Genomic DNA, 20,354 nt, shown 5'->3' with positions numbered 1-20,354 from the left:
ATTGGCGTCATTACTATGGCAAGACCGCTGGAATCCTACTGTGGTTTTGTGTTCAGATAGCGCAATCACTTTGTTTAAGGACGCCCCCATGCTCAACCAGCTATCGACCCTCGGGCGCAGCGCCTGGTACTGGCTGGCGATGATTCTGATCGGCCTGACCGTCGAAGGTATCGCGCTCTACTACCAGTACGAACTGGGCTATGGTCCCTGCGTACTTTGCGTGCATATCAGGCTTTGGCTGGCAGGCTTTATTCTGGCCTGCGTACTGGGCCTGCTCGGCTGCGGCTGGACCTTTACCCGCAAACTGGCTCAGCTGCTTGGCTTTGTCAGCATGCTGGGGATGCTGGAGCGCAGCTGGCAAACGCTCGGCGTTGAGCGTGGCTGGATAGAAGGCAGCTGCAGCATGGAATCGGGCCTGCCCGCCTGGCTGACACCGGAAAAATGGCTGCCCCAGGTGTTCGAAATTTGGGAACCCTGTGGCTATACGCCGGAGATGCCCTTTGGCTTCACCATGGCCGAAGTCCTGCTGGTCTTTTCCGCCTTTATGGTATTGCTGACCGGATTAGTTTTGATCTCCCGAGCAAGGCGCAGAAGCTTTTTCTGACAGTCACCGACACCCTCTAAACAAAAAAATCCCGTGCAGTGATGCACGGGATTTTTTGTTTCAGGTCAGTTTTTTCAAGCGCAGGCCACCGCCACCCGCATCTCACTGCCGCCCCTGGCCAGTGCATCAAGGATCGCATTCAGGGATGCGGTCACTATATCCTCGCTCACCGCCACGCCGCTGTAACGGCTGCCATTAATGCCCATCTGCACGAAACTGATCGCCTCGGCGCCTTCGCCGTGGGTGTCACCCAGAGCATGTTCGCTGTATTCCACCAACAGTACTGTTTCTCTCATCTCACGGTTCAGCGCATCGACAAAGGCGCCGACCACGCCAGTACCAGTACCCGTTACCGAGCGGGTTTCGCCCTGCCAGTGTATTTTGGCGCTCAGGCTGTCCTGGCCGTTATCACGGCTGAGCTGGTAGCCCAGAATACGGGCGCCGCTGTCGGCCGGACTCAGGTAGGTCTCATTGAATATTTTCCAGATCTGCTCGCCATTCAGCTCGGTGGCCGAGGCTTCGGTGGCCTGCTGTACCCGGGCGCTGAATTCGATCTGCAGCCAGCGCGGCATCTGAATGCCGTATTCACGCTCCAGCACATAGGCCACGCCGCCCTTGCCGGACTGGCTGTTGATGCGGATCACGGCCTGGTAATCACGCCCCAGGTCTTCGGGGTCGATCGGCAGATAGGCCACCTCCCAGGGAGCATCGCTCTGGCGCCGGGCCAGGCACTTGCGGATGGCATCCTGATGGCTGCCCGAAAAGGCCGTAAACACCAGCTCACCGGCATAAGGATGGCGCGGATGTACCGGCAACTGGGTACAGGCTTTCACACACTCAACGATCTCATCCATGTTGGCCAGATCCAGCTCAGGGTCCACCCCCTGGCTGTATAAATTCAGCGCCATGGTGACGATATCCATGTTGCCGGTGCGCTCGCCGTTGCCCAGCAAGGTGCCTTCGATACGGTCAGCACCGGCCATGACACCCAGCTCCGCCGCCGCCACACCGCAGCCACGATCGTTGTGCGTATGCAGGCTGATGATCAGGGAGTCGCGCCTGGCTATATGATCGCAGACCCACTCGATCTGATCGGCGAAGACATTGGGCGTCGACATTTCCACCGTCGCCGGCAGGTTGATAATGACCTTGTTGTCCGGTGTCGGCTGCCACACAGCCGTTACCGCATCACAGACCTCCACCGCGTAATCCAGCTCGGTGCCGGTGAAGCTCTCGGGGGAATACTGGAAGACCCACTGGGTCTCCGGTCTCTCTGAGGCCAGCCGTGCCACCGTGTGGGCACCCTTGACGGCAATCGCCTTGATCCCCTCTTTATCCAGCCCGAACACCTGTTCGCGCTGGACCGTAGAAGTGGAGTTGTACAGATGCACTATGGCCCGACGTGCGCCGCGCAGAGACTCAAAGGTACGCGCAATCAGCTCATCCCGCGCCTGGGTCAGCACCTGGATAGTGACATCATCGGGAATCAGGTTATCGGTGATCAGGGAGCGAACAAAGTCAAAATCCGGTTGGGAGGCCGCGGGGAAACCCACTTCGATTTCCTTGAAGCCCAGCTTTACCAGCAACTCGAACATGCGGCGTTTCTGCACCACGTTCATGGGTTCAATCAACGCCTGATTGCCATCGCGCAGATCAACACTGCACCAGCGGGGCGCACGCTCAATGATCTGATCCGGCCAGCGGCGGTCGGACTTGCGAATGGGAGCAAAGGGGCGGTACTTGCGGTGATCAAAGGAACTCATGCGGTTTCTCCAGCTATCAATACGGGTCGCGCTTCAAGGCGCGAAGGTGGCTGAGGCCTGGCTCCCGGGCGCCACAGAAACTCCTGGCCCGGCAACCGCGTCAAAGTCGTATCGATAACACCCTGAAAAACGTCATGGTCTGATCCTGATCATCAAAAAAAGAGGGATGAAACGCTGAACAGCTCCGCAGGGCTCGCAGCCTGTCGAACTTGGCCGATCGTAGCGAGGAGAAGGCCGTTTTGAGCCAGTTGTTGAGTTTTTTTGAGGCAAATAGTGGTTCTATTTAACAAAAAAGAAGACAACAAATGAACAAATTCGGCTTTGCCGCAGTAGATCAGTGTTAAGTCCGGCAGGCTGCCCCGTCGCCCTGAATTTCGGGTCCTTGTGGGACCCAGGCGGCGCGGGCGGGTCCGACTCTCTTGTGGAGAGTGACGGTCACCGGGTCATCTGCTGGGAGCTCCGGTTGCCGGCACCGCTGAGGAGATCAGCGATTTCGTAGAGCCATTCTAGCGGGGACCCGGGGGTTAATGTGTGCAAAGGCAGCATCAATAACCGGCACTATTGATGATTAAGCCCAACAATTTGTAAATTTATAGTCAATTAATGCAACATAAAATCAATGACCACAATTTAGTCACTAACAAAGCGACTTTTACATCAGTTTTCTAGCGCCAAAGCTGAAATTACATCAGGTAGCTCAGGATCAATCGCCGTCGCGATAGAAGATCCACGCCTTGATACCGACAACCAGGGCCGTAAGGATACAGAGGCCCGCCACGCCGTAGACCACAAAACCAAACCAGTGCATTGCAGCCTCCTTAAAAGCTGGGTTCAGGAGTCGCGCCTGCGGCGCGGTTTAAACGGTACACCAGCGTAAAGACCAGGCCATTGGCCAGCACCCCGGCCATAAGTGCACTTACACCGGTGAGCGCCTGCAGATCCTGGGGCGCGCTCTGCCAGATCAGCGTCACCAGGGCTCCGGCCAGCATGGCGCTGATGGCCGAGCGGCTGCATTTGAGATCAAACAGTACGCCGGCGACAAAGGGAATCAGTACCGTCGGCGCCCAGAGACTGTAGCTCAGCAGCAGCGCATCGATAATGGAACTGGCATAGAGCGCGAAGATCACCGCCCCTATGCCGATCAGCAGGTTAACCCAGCGCTCGATGCGCAAACGCCGCCGCTCCGTCACCCCGGGGTCGATAAAGCGCTGGTAAATATCGCGGACAAAAATGACGGCGGCGGAATTCAGGTAGGAGTCGGCGGTCGACATCACCACCGCCAGCAGCGACGCCAGCACAAGACCCGTGACTCCCACCGGCAGCAGACTGCGGATCAGCGCAGGCAGCGCCTGATCCGGGCTTATATCCGGGTACAGCACCAGCGCGATCAGGCCAATGGTGGTAGTGACAAAATAGAACAGAAAACCGAAGACCCCCGCCAGGCTGTAACCGAGCCGGGCATTGCCTGCATCCGGGGCCGCCAGCGCACGCTGGGTATAGGGCGGCACCAGGGTTTCACCCAGCAGGAAGGCAATGAAAATGCTGATAAACATGGCGGCGCTATAGTCGCCCATCAGGCTGAAGTGGCCTTCGGGCAGCCGGCTGATCAGCTCGGCGGGGCCGCCAACAGCCTGCACACCCACCACCATGGTTACCGGCAGGAAGATGGCCAGCAGCAGAAACTGCACCACATCGGTCTGAATCACCGCCCAGAGGCCACCGAGGGTGGAGTAGATCAGCACCACGGCCATGCCCAGCAGAATGCCGCTGCTGACTTCGATGCCGAGCACTGCATTGAACACCGTACCCACCGCCAGCGCCTGGGCACCCAGAATGCCGACACAGAAGACCAGTGAAAACAGCCCGGTGAAGAGCCGCGCCGGCGCCCCGAAATGATGCTCCATGATGTCGCCGATGGTCTGGGCGTTCACATAGCGCTTGAGCCGAGGTGCTATATAGAGCCCCGACAGTACCGTGGCAATGGGGAAGGCAGTGGCGGCAAACATGAAGGCATAGCCATCTTCAAACGCCTTGCTGGCGCGCCCCATGGAAGCGCCGCCGCCGAGGAAAGACGCCGCCAGGGTAGCAAACAGTATGGGCCAGATGATCCGGTTGCCCGCCACCGCAAAATCCGCGCTGGATTTCACCTTTTTTGCGCTGCTGTAACCGATGTAGATCAGCAGCACAAAGTACCCGGCCAGACCCAGCATATCGTACAGATGCATGCGACAACTCCGATCTATTTAATGAAAGCCAGCTCGCTGGCTTTGATCCGTTACCAGAGCGTTAAACGCTGCGGGCTCTCCTGCAAATCCAGTATCCGCCCGTGCAGCTGTTCGGCAAATACCTGGGTAATGCCGGAGCGCGGCAGATCCGCCGGATACATGATACCGAACTTGAGCCGTATCTCGGGCTCGAAACGCCGGAATACCACCTTGCCGGGCGCCGCATAGCTGCAATAACTGGCCACCGAGATCGGATCCATGATGCAGACACCGAGCCCGCGTTCGACAAAACGCAGCGCCGGAATGAAAAATCGCGTCTGCAGGCGCACATTCATGCGCACACCCGCCTGTTCAAAATGCTTTTGCAGATCATGAAAGGTCATGTGGTCCGGGTGCAGTGTAATCATGGCCTCGTCATCGAGCAGCGCGGGCGTGATCAGCTCCTGTGCCGCCAGCGGATGAGCCGCCGGCAGCGCACAGAGGCACGGCAGGGAAACGCTGTCGGTATCGATCCCCTGATCCCGACTGGTGATCTCCGCCAGGCCAATGTCGTACTGGTTGGACGCAACCCATTCGATGACCGAGGGCGAAGTGCGTGTCTGTAGTGACACCTGCACCCGCGGGTGCGCCTCGAGAAAATCCGCCACCAGATCCGGCACAAAGAAGGTGGACGGCCCCGGCATGCAGCCGATACGCAGGTAGCCGAACTGCTTGTTCTGAATATCACGCACTGTCTGGGAAACATCGTGGATGCGCGAAAAAATCGACTCCACCTCGTCGAACAGGTATTTGGCCTCGGGCGTTGGATATAGCCGTTTCTTGCGCCGTTCAAACAGCTGAAAGCCGATCTCCTGCTCCAGCGCACTCAGCAACATGCTCACCGCCGGCTGAGTCTTGAACAGCTGTTTGGCCGCCTGGGATACGGAGCCTGTGAGCATCACCGCTCGAAATGCTTCCATCTGACGCAGGTTCATGGCCACTCCTTAATATAAAAAAATCTGATCAAGTCGTAAAAAAATACGATTTGTTATTATATTCATCTGATCGAATAATGCACACATCAGGTTCTCTCACAACAACAGATCAACGGAGACCCCATGGACCTATTCGACCCGCCCCGCCGCTCAACCCACGCCAGCCCCCGTAGCGAATAACATCCGGCGGCCCCGTGCCGCACCCGATCCTGCAGCACCAAAAACAACAATCCAGGAGCTCAACATGCGCCTCAAGACCCTTATCGCCGGTACCGCACTGGCCGCCACCACCGCCCTGTCCGGCTTCAGCCAGGCCGCCGAAATGCAGTTCTTTCGCATTGGCAGCGGCAGCGCCGGTGGATCCTACTTCCCCATTGCCGGCCTGATCGCCAACGCCATCAGCAGCCCGCCGGGCTCCCGGGCCTGTGAAGATGGCGGCAGCTGCGGCGTTCCGGGCCTGGTCGCTATTGCTCAGTCATCCAATGCCTCGGTGGCCAATGCTACAGGCGTGCAGACAGGGCAGATGGAGTCGGGCCTGGCGATTGCCGGCATAGTCCATACCGCCTACAACGGCGGCGGCAAGTTTGAAGGTCAGGCCAAATACGACAAGCTGCGCGTGATAGCCAACCTGTTTCCCGAAGAAATGCACCTGGTGCTGCCCAAGGGGGCCAAACTGAATTCGCTGCAAGACCTCAAGGGCAAGCGTGTCGGCATTGCCCAGGCCGGCTCCGGTACCCAGGTGGCAGTGCTGCAGCTGCTGAGCCAGTTTGGCCTTGATCGCTCCAACATTGATGAAGCCGAACTCAACAATACCCAGAGTGCCGAGCATCTGGCCGACGGCCAGCTCGATGCCTACTTCTATGTTGCCGGCACGCCTATAGCCGCCATTGTGCAGTTGGATGCGACCCGGGGCATGGAGCTGTACTCCTTCAGTGATGCAGAAAGAGCCACCATCCAGCAGGCACTGCCCTATTACTACTCCGAAACCATTCCCGCCAGCACCTACGAGGGCGTGGACTATGACGTCAAAACCCTCGCCGGCGGTGCCCAGTGGATGACCAATGCCGATGTCCCGGAAGAGCTCGTGTACGACATCACCAAGGCGCTGTGGAATGACAGCACCCGCCAGCTGTTCGAAAGCGGCCATCCCAAGGCCCGCATGATCAAGCTGAACACGGCTCTGAGCGGCGTCACCATTCCGCTGCATCCGGGCGCCGAAAAGTTCTACCGCGAAGCCGGCGTACTGCACTAAACCACCGCCCAACACTAAGCGCGCACCCGGTCTGAGCCTGCTCGGCACCGGTTGCCGGCGGCATTATTGTCGCCGCCGGCATGCACCCGGACTCACCTGGCCATGGGAGGTTCACATGGACAAGATCAGTATCGAACAGATGCAGGAGCTGGAAGAGCAGTACGACTCCGAACTGCAAACCCGCAAGCTCCCGCGCAAACTGGAACAGGTCTGCGGCGTGCTGCTAGCCCTGTTCGCCCTCTACCATTTCATCACGGCGGGCTTCGGGCTGCCGGCCGATTACTGGCACATGGGCATTCACCTGTCCGGCGTGCTGTCGATGATCTTTATCTACTATGCCGGTTTCAAGTGTCTGGAACGCAAGAACGCCGACCAGAGCAGCCGCGTACCCCTGTACGATTTTGTGCTGGCGGGCCTCAGCGTGGTCGCATCGCTTTATATAGGTTTCACCTGGATGGGGCTGGACCTGAGCTTCGTCGGCCTGATGCTTGACGAACAGGCGCTGCGTCAGGGGAATCCGGCGCTGCTGGATATCATATTTGGCAGCCTGCTGGTGTTTCTGGTGCTGGAAGCAACCCGCCGCACCCTGGGCCCGGTTCTGCCGCTGATCATCATTCTGTTCGCCTGCTATGCGCTCTTCGGGCAGTACCTGCCCTTCGATATCCTGCGCCACCCCGGCGTGAGCTGGAATCAGTTCATCAACAATATCTATTTCCCGGCCGAGGGCATCTTCGGCATTACCCTCTGGGTGGTGTCGACCGTGGTGTTCCACTTTGTGCTCTTTGGCGTTATCGCCCAGCGCATGGGGCTGGGCCAGTTCTTCATCGATATCGCCACCATCGTTGCCGGCCGTTATTCCGGCGGCCCGGCCAAGGTCAGCGTGGTCTCATCGGCCTTTTTCGGCACCATTTCGGGCTCCGCCGTGGCCAATACGGTCTCGACCGGCTCCCTGACCATTCCCAACATGAAAAAGCTCGGCTACCCCGGCCACTTTGCCGGCGGCGTTGAGGCGGCTTCCAGTGCCGGTGGCCAGATTACCCCGCCGATCATGGGCGCGGCAGCCTTTATCATGGCCGAGAACCTGCAGATGTCCTACGGCAGCATAGTGCTGGCCGCCATGACACCGGCCATCATGCACTACATTGGCGTACTGACCATAGTGCACTTCAAGGCCAAGAAACTCGGCCTCAAGGGCTGCGCCAAAGAGGACATTCCCCATCTGCTGGCGGTACTGAAAGACGGCTGGCCCACCATGCTCCCACTGGTGGTGCTGATCGGCGTGCTCTTCAGCGGCTTTACGCCCTATATGGCGGCCTTCTCCGGTATCGCCGCCAGCCTGGCCGTGGGGGTGCTTAACCCGCGCAACCGTATTGGCTTTGGCGACATTTTCGATGCATTCAAGATAGGCGCCAAATACGCCCTGGCGGTGGGAGCGGCCTGTTCGGCCGTCGGCATAGTGGTGGGTGTCATCACCACCACAGGCGTGGCTTTTCGCCTCGGCTTTCTGGTGACCAGCGGCGCCCAGGATATAGGCGAGTCCCTGATGGCCATGACCACCTGGCTGCCGTTCGAACTGTTCTCGCTGGATCAGGCAACGCTCTTCGTATCCCTGGTGCTGATCGCGCTGTCCTGCATCCTGATGGGGGCCGGCCTGCCCACGGCCGCGCTCTACATCATGCTCAGCGCCGTGGCACAGCCAGCGCTGTCTAACCTGGGTGTTCCGGCGCTCGCGGCGCACCTGTTCGTGCTCTATTACGGCGTGCTGTCGGAGATTACTCCGCCGGTGTGCACCTCGGCCTATGCCGCCGCCGGCATTGCCAATGCCAATCCGTTTCGTACCGGCATATCGGCCTTCCAGCTCGGCAACGCCAAGATCATGATGCCATTCGTGTTCGTCTACTCGCCGGCCATGCTGATCGTGCTGGAGGATTACTTCACCTGGTCCGAATACCTGCTCACCACCTTTAGCTGCATGGCGGGCATCTTCGTGTTCGGTATCGCCATCACCGGCTATGCCCTGCGCAACCTGCCACTGCTGCCCCGCCTGCTGACCTTTGCCGCCGCCATAGCGCTGATCACGCCGGGCCTGCAGTCCGACCTCTACGGTCTGGCCCTGCTGCTGCCGGTACTGGCGCAGCAGCTGCTGGCACGGCGCCAGGACGAAACCCTGGCACCGGCGCGCTGCGCCAACTCCTGACGTCAGTCACCTAGCCGCCATCACACCCGCCCCCTATAGACGCGCCCATAACGGGCGCCAGCAGGTGACTCATGTCCGACCATCCAATTCAGCCTGCCGGCAATGCCCGCCAAGTCGCCGTGATCGGCGCCGGCATCATAGGCCTGTGCAGCGCCCTCTGGCTGCAGCGGGCCGGCCACCGGGTGACCCTGATCGACCAGGCTCAACCCGGGCTCGGCACTTCCTTTGGCAATGCCGGTCTTTTCGCCGACTACGCCCGCCTGCCCTTCACCAGTTTTTCGCTGCTGTGCAAGATGCCCGCCATGCTGCTCGATGCCCAGAGCCCGGTGTCGGTGCAGCCGAGCTATCTGCCCCAGCTAATGCCCTACGGCTGGCATTTCTTCAAGGCCTGCTTCCCATCCCGCTACAGGCGCGGCAAGCAGGCGCTCACCGCACTGCAGGAGCTGGCTCCGGCGGCTGATCGCAGCCTGCTGGCCCTCACCGGTACAGAGTCTCTGGTGCAGTCCCATGGCTGCCTCGGGTTATTTAGCAGCGTCGAGGGCTTTGCCCAGGCACGCACCCAGGGGCTACAGGAGCGGCGCGAACAGGGTGTGGAGCTAGAGTTCCTTAGCGCCGCGCAGGTGCAACAGCTGGAACCCAGCCTCAACGGTTTTCACGCCGGCGGCGTCTACTACCCAAAAACGCGCCATACCATCAGCCCGGTGGCACTCAGCCGCGCCCTGTTTGCCCATTTTTGTGACCAGGGCGGGCGCTTTGTGCAACAGAAAGTGGATTCGATCCACGCCGATACCGACGCAGTTGTACTGCGCTGCGCTCTGCAACGCCTGCGGTTTGATCGCCTGGTGATCGCCACAGGTGCCGCCTCCAAGGCCCTGGCGAATCAGTGTGGCGTGCGGGTACCCCTGGTATCCGAGCGCGGTTATCACCTGACGCTGGATCTGCCCAGCGATACCCTTACGCGCCCGGTGGGGTGGCTGGATCAGGGCATTTTCCTGACCCCCATGAGCGATGGCATACGGGTGGCCGGCACCGCCGAGTTTGCCGCCTGTCAGGCGCCTCCAGATGAGCGCCGCAGTGCGCTGATGCACACCCATGCCGACAGAATGCTCGGACGGCACACCCAGGTGAAATCCAGCTGGATGGGAAGCCGCCCTTCAACACCGGACTCACTGCCGGTAATAGGCACGCTCAAAGCGCAGCCCCGTGTGACGCTGGCGTTCGGCCATGGCCATCTGGGCCTGACGCTGGCCGCCATTACCGGAAAGCTGGTCTCGCAACTGATCTCGGATCAGCCCACGGACATCGATCTGGCGCCCTTTGCGCCTGAGCGCTTCTCCTGAAATATTCAGAACCGGACACTCAATCGCATTCAAACACTGCACACAGGAGAGCTACACCATGATGCTGCACGGCGGCCACATAGATTGTGGTATTCCCATCGGCGTACTCAGCCTGAAATCCAGATGTATCAAGACCCTGAAGCACATCAAGACCACCGCCGTTACAGGCGCGCTTGCCTGCTAAAGGCACAGCTCACAATCCCTGCACACACATTAGGAAGATCACATGATTCTGCACGGCGGCCAAAACTATTACGGTATTCCCATCGGCGTGCTCAGCCTGGAGTCCCGCTTTCCCAAGCCCCTGGGACACATCAAAAACCCGGCGGGCTTCGACTTCCCGCTGCTGTACAAGACGGTACAGGGCGCCACCGTCGACCGGCTGATCCGCCAGCGTGACCCGGCCCTGTTGCAACCCTTTATCGATGCGGCACAGGAGCTGGAACGTGAAGGCGTAAAGGCGATTACCGGCAGCTGCGGCTTTCTGGCGCTGCACCAGCAGACCATAGCCGCGGCGGTATCGGTGCCGGTGTTTCTTTCCAGCCTGATTCAGGTGCCGCTGGTCTCGCGCATGCTGGGACCCCAACGCCAGGTGGGCGTCATAGTCGCCAACAGCGATGCCCTTAGCGAAGACCACCTGCGCGGTGCCGGCATTGGTACTGAGCGCATTGCCATCGCCGGCATGCAGGACCAGCCTCAATTCCGCACTGTGATACTTGAGGGCACCGGTCAGGATCTCGACATGGCGCTGTTCGAGGCCGAGCTGACGGGCGTTGTTAGCCGAATGCTGGCCGAGCACCCCGACGTTGGCGCCCTGGTGCTGGAATGCACTGATCTGTCCTGTTTCTCGCAGCAACTGCAGGCCCGTTTCGCCCTGCCGGTATTCGATCTCAGCAGCCTGACCCGCATGGTGGCCAGCACTGTGACCCATGCAGGCCAACCCGCCTGGCGCCCCTGAGCACATCTGAATTCCCAATCAATTGAAAACAAAAAGAAATTGCAGCGCCCCAATGGTTGCCAGCGGCGCTGACACGTCGATAATGAATGCCTGAACCCACCCATAAAGGGCTTTCATGTCGTCTTCTTTCGGCTTTGACCTGCGTACCCTGGAGGCTTTCGTCCAGATCGCCGAAACCGGCAACCTGACCCTGGCTGGCCAGCGCCTGGGCATGAGCCAGTCGTCTCTGTCGCAGATTCTTACCAACCTGGAAGCCGAGATGCGCGTCGAACTGATGGATCGCAGCGTCAGGCCCATGGAGATCACCACCGCCGGGCGCTACCTGTACGACCGCGCCCAAAGCCTTTTGCAGGAAGCCCGCCTCACCAGTCAGAAAATGCGCAAGGCCGATTACAAGCTGCTGCGCCATGTAAAAGTCGCCCTGGTGGACTCCATTATCGCTGCCGTGGGCAAGCCCCTGATCGATGTGCTGCGCCAGCGCACCCAGAGCTGGGCCGCCATCACGGGTCAGTCGCACCTGCACGCCCATATGCTGCTGTCGCGCCAGGCGGATATCATTATTTCCGATGATCCTTTGTCCGATCACTCCGACCTGGACCGCCATCGTATTCTGAAGGAACCCTTTGTGCTGGCGGTGCCCAACAACTACACCGGGCCCAAGACTCTGGCCGAAGTATTGCGCCGGCTCGATTTTATCCGCTACAGCACCAGCTCACTGATCGGTCAGGACGTGGAGCGCTTTCTGCGCCTGGCGCGCCAGGAGCCCCCCCTGCGGCTGCAGCTGGACAACTCTTTCGCCGTGGTTTCCGCCGTGGCCAGTGATATTGGCTGCACCATCACCACGCCGCTGTGCCTGTTCCAGAGCGGCATTCGTCAGCACCAGGTGACGCTGCTGCCACTGGGCCACGGCTTTGCCCGTGAAATAACCCTTACCACCCGCAAGGGCGAACTGGGTGACCTGCCCGGCATGATTGCCCGCGACTGCCGACGCATTTTGCAGGACAGCTTTGTGGCCGAAATCGGCGCCGAATACAGCTGGCTGCTACCGCAAATCAAGCTGGAATAGGGAAAAGCAGGGGCGAGGTGCGAGGGGAAAGGGGAAAGAACAAGCACAAGACGATCTACGCCGCGAATAACGAATGACGAATTACCAATCACGAATTACCAATCACGAACCAAAAAGGCCCACTGCAGAGCTGCAGCGGGCGATGGCTTCCAGCCCCTAGCGGTCGTAAAAGAAATTAATAATCCAGCGCATCACCAGCAGATCATCGACGTCGGCGCTGAGTGAATGCAGCGCTTCACGTACTCGACTGGGTGGAATCCGGTTCTGCCGGCTGATAGTCAGTGCACGGGAATAGTCTCTGGAAAATTCCGGATGGCCCTGCACGCTAAGCAAATGGTTCTGGTACTGCAGCATGTAGTAGGGGCAGAAAGCGCTGCTGGCCAGCACCTCAAAACCCTCTGGCAGCGCGCTCACCTGATCCTGATGACTCACCACCAAATCAATAGCAGGCTTGAACGGCTCCATCCAGGCTTTGCGGACATCGATCTGATTGAACGACATCCCCACCCCCCAGCCCCGCTCCGACTTTTCAACGGCTCCGCCCAGCGCCTGGGCCAGAAGCTGATGCCCAAAACAGATACCGGCGAATTTTTTCTTGCCCGCATCCAGGCGGCGGATAAAGTCTTCCAGCTCCGCCACCCAGGCCAGACCATCGAGCACACCGTGCCGACTGCCGGAGGTGATATAGGCATCACAGTCATCGATATCAGCCGGCAACTCACCAAGCCTCACATCGTAGACCGCAAACTCAAGCTGCGGGTCTATCTGCAGCATCATGTCGCGGAACATCTGCGGATAGTTGCCGAACTCCGGCTGCAGTTTTTCCTGCACATCGTCACACTGCAGAATGCCAATCTTCATTGCACTCTCCTATTAACATAACAATCAATTAGGCGTCCCTGCCTATTTGATTGTCGCCCTTGAAAACCGGGCTGAATTTTGTGAAATACCTTGGTTTTCAAGGGCTCGCATTGGCCGCGATGTTCAGAGTTCGCCACGAATAGCGCGACCGCAGAGTGCACTGTACTGCTCGGCGCTGAACTGAATCGGGTTGCCACCGGCGGATGGGTCGGCAACGGCCATGCGACCAATTTTTTCAAGCTGACTCGCGTCTATGCCGATCTCGCCCAGGCTGTGGGGAATGCCAACCTGGGCGCGTAGCTGCAGTACCCAATCAAGAAAACCCTCGAAACTCGTATCCGCCAGGCCAATGTAACGGGCGCTGCGCTCAATACGCTCACAAATAACCTCACGGTTGGCCTTGAGAACATAGGGCATCAGGATGGCGTTGAGCATGCCGTGGTGGGCATCGAACAGGGCCCCCAGCGGATGTGCCAGGGCGTGCATGCCACCCAGGCCTTTCTGAAAGGCCGTCGCCCCCATGGAAGACGCCACTATCATCTGCATGCGGGCCTCAAGATCCTGGCCATCGGCCACGGCACGGGGCAGATAATCGTGCACCAGGCGAATGCCTTCGTTGGCGATGCCCTCGGCCATGGGATGCCAGAACGGCGAGCAGAGCGCTTCCAGATTATGGGACAGCGCATCCATGCCGGTGGCTGCGGTGACTTTGGGCGGCAGGCCAACGGTCAGTACCGGGTCCAGAATCACGATGCCCGGCAGCATTTTGGGATGGAAGATGATCTTCTTGATGTGCTGCGCGTCATCGGTGATCACAGAGGCACGGCCCACTTCGGAGCCGGTCCCGGCGGTGGTCGGCACCGCCACTATGGGGGCGACACCCTCGGCATTGACGCGGGTCCAGTTGTCGCCCACATCCTCAAAATCCCACAGCTCCAGCGTCTGGCCAGCCATCAGCGCCACCGCCTTGGCGGCATCCAGCGCAGAACCGCCACCGAAGGCGATAACACCGTCGTGCTTGCCTGCCCTATAGGCCACCAGGCCATCATCGACGTTCCTGCCGGTGGGATTGCCCTTGATCTCGCTGAACAGGCCAATACGCAACCCGGCAGCCCGGCACTGCGCTTCGGCCTCAGCCACCATCGGCAGCGCCGCCAGGCCAGGATCCGTGATCAGCAATGGCGCCTGCATGCCCAGCGCCTTGCAGCACTCGGCCAGTTCGCTGATACGACCGGCACCGGCACGAATGCTGTTGGGGTAGTTCCAGTTGCCGCTCAGGTTTTCATAGTTCATGGTCATATTCTCTGCTGTATTCAGTATGCGCCTGGCGTTCAGATCCCGGTCTTGAGATGGAACGACTTGGGCCTTGTAAGATGTTCGAAACCGACGCTCGACAGGGTGCAACCACGGCCTGAGTTCTTTACGCCTGTCCAGGCCAGGGCCGGATCCAGATAATCGCAGCGATTGATGAAGAAGGTACCTGTCTCGAGCTGCTCGCCGATGGCCACGCCTGCATCAATGTCACGGGTGAACACCGAGGCGGTCAGGCCGAACTCGGAGTCATTCATCAACGCTACGGCCTCTTCATCCGAGCTGACCTTCTGGATGGCGACTACAGGCCCAAAGGTTTCCTCCGTCATGACCCGCATGCCGTGGTTCACATGGGTCAGCACCTGGGGCGCCAGGTAGGCACTGCCGGGGGCGTCGAGCGGAAAGTCGGCGGCATCGATATGAGCCACTGCTCCTGCAGCTACCGCCTCGTTCACCTGAGCACGGATAAAGTCGGCGGCACGGGCTCGAACCACCGGGCCCAGGGTGGTGTCAGGATCATCGGAGCGCCCCAGCTTGTAGGTCTTGACCAGCGCTACCGCCTGCTCAACGAAACGCTCATATACCGACTCATGTACGTAGATGCGCTCAATGCCGCAGCACGACTGGCCGGAGTTGAAAAAAGCCCCATCAACGGTGGTTTCCACCGCATGATCCAGATCCGCATCGGCCCGCACGTAGGCCGGGTCCTTGCCGCCGAGCTCCAGCCCCACGCCAATAAAGCGCCCCGCCGCAGCCTTCTCCACCATTTCGCCCCCCGGCACTGAACCGGTAAAGCAGACATGGCTGATACGCCCATCCTGGATCAGGCCCTGGGTATCGGCGTGGGCCAGGTGCAGGTACTGGAACACACCCTCCGGCAGGCCGGCGGCGGCAAAGGCTTCGGCGAAGCGTTCGGCACAGAGCGGTGTCTGGGCGGAATGCTTCAGAATCACACTGTTGCCCGCCAGAATCGCCGGAATGATGGCGTTCACCGCCGTCATGTAGGGGAAGTTCCAGGGCGCAATCACGAATACCACACCCAGGGCTTCACGGGTGATATAACGGCTGAAGCCCGGTTTTTCCGGCAGTTGAATGGGCTGCAGCGCCTCGGCAGCGGCCGAAATCATGTAGCGAGCCCGCTCCTCGAGGCCGCCTACTTCGCCGGCGGCATAGCGAATGGGCCGCCCCATCTGCCAGCACAGTTCCAGCGCAATCTCGTCCTTGCGGGCGACAAAGGCATCCACCATGCGGCTGCACAGCACAATGCGTTCTTCAAGCGAGGTGCGTTTCCAGGCTTTCTGGGCAGCGGCAGCGCGGGCAAGCGTCGCCTCTATCTGGGCGGCGCTGGCGTAGTCGCGCACCACGTATTCGGAGCCATCGATCGGTGACAGGGTTATCAGCTGTTTGCTCATTGCAGTACTCGTCTCAATTCATGCACCCGTCAGACCGGGTGCTTCATCGGATATGGTCGGGCCGGGATAATTTCAGGCTTAGATAATTTCAAAGTAACGCTGCAGTTCCCAGTCGGTCACATGCTTGCGAAACTCCTGGCACTCCCACACCCGGGTGGCGGCGTAGTGCTCGACAAAGGCCTCGCCAAACAGCTCTTTCGCCGTCTCGGATTCGCGCAGCGCCACGGCGGCTTCATGCAGGGAAAGCGGCAACGCCAGGCTGTCGGGATGCTGCTGGGTATAGGCATTGCCCACCACTTCGTCTTCGGGTTCGATCTCGTTCTCGATACCCCAGAGCCCGGCACCCAAGGCTGCGGCCAGGGCGATATAGGGGTTGGCATCGGCGGAGCCGAGACGGAATTCCACCCGCTGGGATTTCTCGGAGCCCGGAATCACCCGCAGCGCCGTGGTACGGTTTTCCACCGCCCAGGTCGCATCGGTCGGCGCCCAGGCACCCGGCACCAGGCGCGAATAGGCATTCACCGTCTGCGCCATCATGGCCAGCAGTTGTGGCATCAGCTTCTGCTGGCCGCCGATAAAGTGGCGCTGCTGGCGGCTGATGTTGCGTGGCTGACTGGGGTCGTGGAAGACCGACCCCGAACCGTCCTTGTAGCGCAGGGACATGTGGATATGTCCGGACTGGCCCGGGTAGTCGTTGGACCACTTGGCCATAAAGGTGGCCATCATGTTGTTGCGCTGCGCCCAGACCTTGGTGAAGGTTTTGAACAGCGCCGCCTTGTCGGCGGCATCAGAGGCGTTATCCACCACCAGCGCGGCTTCCAGCACACCCGGGCCGGTTTCGGTATGGAGTCCCTCGATGGGGAAATCCATCTGCCGCGAGAACTCCAGCAGATCATGGTACAGCTCGGCATGCACTGAGTTGCGCAGCATCGAGTAACCGTGAAAGCCCGGTGTAATGGGTTTCAGATCGCGGTAGCCCTTTTCGCGAATCGAATCAGGCGTCTCGTTGAACAGAAAGAACTCGTACTCGAAGGCCGCGTAGGGCTCAAAGCCCAGCTTGTCGGCCCGCTTGAGCACCCGCTGCAGCAGGTTGCGCGGGCAGATGCTGTCGGCCGGGGTATCGAATTCGCAGATAAACAGCAGCATGTCTTTCTCGAACGGCAGCTCGCGGCAGGTCTGGGGCAGTACCCGCACCGGTGCATCCGGGTAGGCGGTGTGCCAGCCGGTGTATTTAACGCCGACATTCTCGTACAGCTGATCATTCGAGTCCCAGCCCAGCACCACATCACAGAAGGCAAAGCCGCTCTCCAGCGCACTGAAGAACTTGTCCTTGCACATGTACTTGCCACGCATGATGCCATCGACATCATACAGGCCCACCTTGACGTCGCGCAGGCCGCGCTCTTCCACTATACGTTTGGCATCGGCGACCGTTTTTACATCTCTGGGATTCATCATCTGCCTGTCCTCGGGGAAGGCTGAGCGCATCAGCCCCCATTTTTTATTGTCATGCCCGCAGGCCGGTGCGGCCTGCGTGGCAACAGTTATCAGCTCAGTTCGGATTCAGCCCGGGCAATGGCTGCAAACTCTTCCTCAGGCGCCCGGGCCACCAGACGATGGCGACTGTAAAAGGCGAAATAGGCCACCATCACCGCATAGAAGACACCACTCCAGATGGCCGCTTCGATACTCACCAGAAAGGTGGAGGCGAAAGCCGCAATAGAAAGAACAAAGGCGATTCCCGAAGTCACAGAGCCGCCCGGCGTCCTGTAGGGGCGTTCCAGATTCGGCTCCTTGCGGCGCAGGATCATGTGGGACAGCGTCATCAGCGCATAGGAAATGGTCGCACCGAACACCGCCATGGTAATCATCAGATCCCCCTCGCCGGTCAGGGACAGCCCAAAACCGATCAGGCCCGGTACCACCAGCGCTAGGGTCGGCACCTTGTTCTTGCCGGTCACCGACAGCCAGCGCGGCAGATAGCCTGCGCGGGACAGTGCGAACACCTGACGTGAATAAGCATAGATAATGGAAAAGAAGGATGCGATCAGGCCGAACAGCCCCACCACGTTAACGAAGGTAGCCGCCCCTGAGTCTTCACCGTAAACCGCCTGGAGCGCACCCACCAGCGGTGCGCCGTGATCCTTCATCAGATCGGCACCGGCCACACCGGGCGCCAGAAACAGCACCAGAATGCCGAACACCAGCAGCACGGCCATGGCGGTGATGATGCCGCGGGGCATGTCCTTCGCCGGGTTCTTGCACTCCTCCGCCGCCAGGGGCACGCCCTCTACCGCCAGAAACAGCCACATGGCAAAGGGCAGCGCCGCCCAGATACCTATATAGCCCTCGGGCAAAAAGCTGCTGGCACCGGCCGCGGCAGTATTGACGCTGACATCGAACAGGTTATCGACGCTGAAATACGGCAGGGTGCCGATGATAAACACCAGAATGGCGGCCACGGCCAGGCCTGTAATCACCATCATGATTTTCAGCGCCTCACCCGCGCCCCAGAGATGAATGCCGATAAAGACCGCGTAGAAGGCGGCATAGACCAACGGGCCGTCGAGCCCGAACAGCTCGTTGACATAACCACCGATAAAGATCGCGATGGCGGCCGGTGCAATGGCATATTCCAGCAGAATCGCGGTGCCTGTCAGGTAGCCGCCCCAGGGGCCCAGGGCCCGGCGGGCAAAGCTGTAGCCGCCGCCAGCGGTGGGCAGTGAGGCCGACAACTCGGCCAGCGCCAGCACCTTGCAGCTGTACATGATCGCCATCAGGATAGTGGCGATCAGCATACCGCCAAAGCCGCCCTGCCCGAGACCAAAGTTCCAGCCGGCAAAGTCGCCGGAAATCACATAAGACACTCCAAGGCTCGCCAGCAATATCCAGCCGGCGGCACCTTTTTTGAGCTGGCGTTTGTCGAGGTAGTCGCTGGAAACGGACTCATACCCCACCGAAGTGGTCGTCATCTCTGTCATCGAAAAAACCCTCTGCGATCCCGAAGTCCGGGTCGGCCTGTTGTTATTGTTTGCATCGCTCGGAAGCCCGCGGGCCAGCCCGGCAAAGCGGGTACGCCAGCTACTTTAGCCCCGGCCGGGCCGCAGCACCTAGACAGGTTAATGGCGACCAATAGGTTAGTATCGTATTTTTTAATACTATGTTTTTTAGTTTTACTATCAGAAGGTTATACAAGTAGAGAGGAGGGTTTTCGACGCAGAGTACAGGTTCTGTTGCAGGTGCGGGCCTCAGTCCGGCGGTGACCAGGCCTGCAGGAAATCGATAAACTTCTGCTGCACCGGCGTAACACCGGCCCTGACCCAGACCGCTTCGGTGCAGACCCGAGCCGTCACCCCCTTGAGCGGGCGCAACACCACCCCTTTGCGGCTGAAGCTGCCGGCACTTTCAAGATGCACAGTCACACCAATATTGGCCGCCACAAAGCCGAACACACCCTCGCTGTTATAAGCCTCCTGGGCGACATTGGGCAGGAAGCCTGCCTCAATGCAGAGTGCATCGAGCTGGCGCCGGTAATGGGACCAGCGCCGCATGATGCCGAGCACAAAGGGCTCCTTGGCAAGGTCCGCCAGCTCCACCTCTGCCTGCCCTGCCAGGGGGTGGCGCAGTGGCAGCACGGCGACAAAGCGGTCGCGCTGTACCAGGGCACGATCCAGATCCGGCTCCAGCAGCGGCCCCGTCACAAAACCAAACTCAATAGCGCCTTCCTTGAGCTTTTCCAGCTGCTGCCGGGTGGAGCCATAAATCAGTTCGGTACGGATGTCGGGATAGCTGCGGTGAAAACCGTCCAGTATGGGGGGCAGCTGACCTGATACAGCAAAGTCGGTGTAACCAATGCGCAGCTGGCCTATATGCCCGGCGGCTGCCTTGCGGGCCTGCTGCACAGCGCTGTCCAGGTGCGCGAAGATGACTTTACTCTCGGCCAGAAAGACCCGACCGGCTTCCGTCAGTTCGACACGGCGGTTGGTGCGCAGCAACAGCGCCTCACCTATGACCTCTTCCAGTTGCTGGATAGTGCGGCTCAGCGCCGGCTGAGCCAGGTTGAGACGCTCGGCGGCGCGGCGAAAGTGCAACTCTTCAGCCACCGCCTCAAAGGCACGCAGGTGACGCAGATCGATTCGCATACTGATACCTCTAAAGCATCATTTGTTATCGAAACGATATTATACAAGTCACATTAAATCCTCTACTTTGAAATTCCACCGGCACACAGGTTCACCCCCGTCGATGCAGGTGATCCATCCAACAATTGGAGGTCATAGGTAGAGGGTGCATGGGCGCCTTCCTAAGAGGCTGTCCGACAATACTCAACCTACTGCGAGCCACATGAGTTTGGCTGTTTTTTGTGCTGTTTTGCGTTAAATAGAACCACT

General features: G+C 59.7%; 16 protein-coding genes. 7 read left to right on the top strand and 9 right to left on the bottom strand.

The annotated features are described in order from the left end of the window. Window positions 1-88: 88 nt before the first annotated feature. Window positions 89-604, top strand: coding sequence for a disulfide bond formation protein B (locus tag MPRO_RS10905; protein WP_067291831.1), 516 nt, complete (start codon window positions 89-91; stop codon window positions 602-604). 74 nt (window positions 605-678) lie between these two features. Here MPRO_RS10905 and leuA read toward each other — a convergent pair whose 3' ends face one another. The 3 genes from leuA to MPRO_RS10890 form a co-directional block, all read right to left on the bottom strand. Further along, entirely contained in the window at window positions 679-2,367 is a 1,689-nt protein-coding gene (gene leuA, locus MPRO_RS10900; RefSeq protein ID WP_067291829.1) for a 2-isopropylmalate synthase, read from the bottom strand. Window positions 2,368-3,185: 818 nt separating this feature from the next. Beyond that, a complete protein-coding gene (locus MPRO_RS10895; RefSeq protein ID WP_067291827.1) occupies window positions 3,186-4,592 on the bottom strand; it encodes a sodium:solute symporter family protein in 1,407 nt (468 codons plus the stop codon). A gap of 50 nt (window positions 4,593-4,642) precedes the next feature. Further along, window positions 4,643-5,566 (bottom strand): LysR family transcriptional regulator, encoded by a 924-nt coding sequence (locus tag MPRO_RS10890; protein WP_067291825.1) that lies wholly within the window; start codon window positions 5,564-5,566, stop codon window positions 4,643-4,645. A gap of 244 nt (window positions 5,567-5,810) precedes the next feature. On the opposite strand from MPRO_RS10890, the gene MPRO_RS10885 reads away from it, so the two are divergent. The 6 genes from MPRO_RS10885 (at window position 5,811) to MPRO_RS10865 (ending at window position 12,379) form a co-directional block, all read left to right on the top strand. Further along, window positions 5,811-6,818 (top strand): TAXI family TRAP transporter solute-binding subunit, encoded by a 1,008-nt coding sequence (locus tag MPRO_RS10885; RefSeq protein WP_067291823.1) that lies wholly within the window; start codon window positions 5,811-5,813, stop codon window positions 6,816-6,818. A 115-nt stretch (window positions 6,819-6,933) separates the two neighbouring features. Then, a complete protein-coding gene (locus MPRO_RS10880) occupies window positions 6,934-9,015 on the top strand; it encodes a TRAP transporter permease (protein ID WP_067291822.1) in 2,082 nt (693 codons plus the stop codon). 71 nt (window positions 9,016-9,086) lie between these two features. Continuing rightward, the gene (locus MPRO_RS10875; RefSeq protein ID WP_067291820.1) at window positions 9,087-10,355 is read left to right on the top strand and encodes an NAD(P)/FAD-dependent oxidoreductase; all 1,269 of its coding nucleotides are present in this window, start codon (window positions 9,087-9,089) and stop codon (window positions 10,353-10,355) included. A 58-nt stretch (window positions 10,356-10,413) separates the two neighbouring features. After that, the gene (locus tag MPRO_RS26505) at window positions 10,414-10,539 is read left to right on the top strand and encodes a hypothetical protein (RefSeq protein ID WP_281177169.1); all 126 of its coding nucleotides are present in this window, start codon (window positions 10,414-10,416) and stop codon (window positions 10,537-10,539) included. 42 nt (window positions 10,540-10,581) lie between these two features. Continuing rightward, window positions 10,582-11,313 carry an aspartate/glutamate racemase family protein gene (locus MPRO_RS10870; RefSeq protein ID WP_067291817.1) on the top strand — a complete coding sequence of 244 codons (732 nt, stop codon included), beginning with the start codon at window positions 10,582-10,584 and terminating at the stop codon, window positions 11,311-11,313. Between the two features lie 115 nt (window positions 11,314-11,428). After that, complete coding sequence (locus tag MPRO_RS10865; protein WP_067291809.1) at window positions 11,429-12,379, top strand: LysR family transcriptional regulator; 951 nt, start codon at window positions 11,429-11,431, stop codon at window positions 12,377-12,379. Between the two features lie 156 nt (window positions 12,380-12,535). On the opposite strand, the gene MPRO_RS10860 is transcribed toward MPRO_RS10865, so the two are convergent. The 6 genes from MPRO_RS10860 to MPRO_RS10835 all read right to left on the bottom strand — a co-directional run bounded on the left by MPRO_RS10860 (window position 12,536) and on the right by MPRO_RS10835 (window position 20,105). Next, window positions 12,536-13,240 (bottom strand): glutamine amidotransferase-related protein, encoded by a 705-nt coding sequence (locus tag MPRO_RS10860; RefSeq protein ID WP_067291806.1) that lies wholly within the window; start codon window positions 13,238-13,240, stop codon window positions 12,536-12,538. Between the two features lie 123 nt (window positions 13,241-13,363). Continuing rightward, window positions 13,364-14,533: an iron-containing alcohol dehydrogenase gene (locus MPRO_RS10855; RefSeq protein WP_067291906.1), complete on the bottom strand. Its 1,170-nt coding sequence runs from the start codon at window positions 14,531-14,533 to the stop codon at window positions 13,364-13,366. A 38-nt stretch (window positions 14,534-14,571) separates the two neighbouring features. Continuing rightward, entirely contained in the window at window positions 14,572-15,963 is a 1,392-nt protein-coding gene (locus MPRO_RS10850) for an aldehyde dehydrogenase family protein (protein WP_067291803.1), read from the bottom strand. 78 nt (window positions 15,964-16,041) lie between these two features. Next, entirely contained in the window at window positions 16,042-17,421 is a 1,380-nt protein-coding gene (locus tag MPRO_RS10845; protein ID WP_067291800.1) for a glutamine synthetase family protein, read from the bottom strand. 89 nt (window positions 17,422-17,510) lie between these two features. Continuing rightward, window positions 17,511-18,944, bottom strand: a complete 1,434-nt coding sequence (eat, locus tag MPRO_RS10840) for an ethanolamine permease (RefSeq protein WP_067291797.1) — start codon at window positions 18,942-18,944, stop codon at window positions 17,511-17,513. A gap of 267 nt (window positions 18,945-19,211) precedes the next feature. Then, window positions 19,212-20,105, bottom strand: coding sequence for a LysR substrate-binding domain-containing protein (locus tag MPRO_RS10835; RefSeq protein WP_067291793.1), 894 nt, complete (start codon window positions 20,103-20,105; stop codon window positions 19,212-19,214). Between the last annotated feature and the right edge of the window lie 249 nt (window positions 20,106-20,354).

This window comes from Marinobacterium profundum (genome assembly GCF_001528745.1).
Lineage (GTDB): Bacteria > Pseudomonadota > Gammaproteobacteria > Pseudomonadales > Balneatricaceae > Marinobacterium_A > Marinobacterium_A profundum.
The sequence above is the reverse complement of the archived record's forward strand: the minus strand, read 5'-3'. Positions and strand labels throughout refer to the sequence as shown.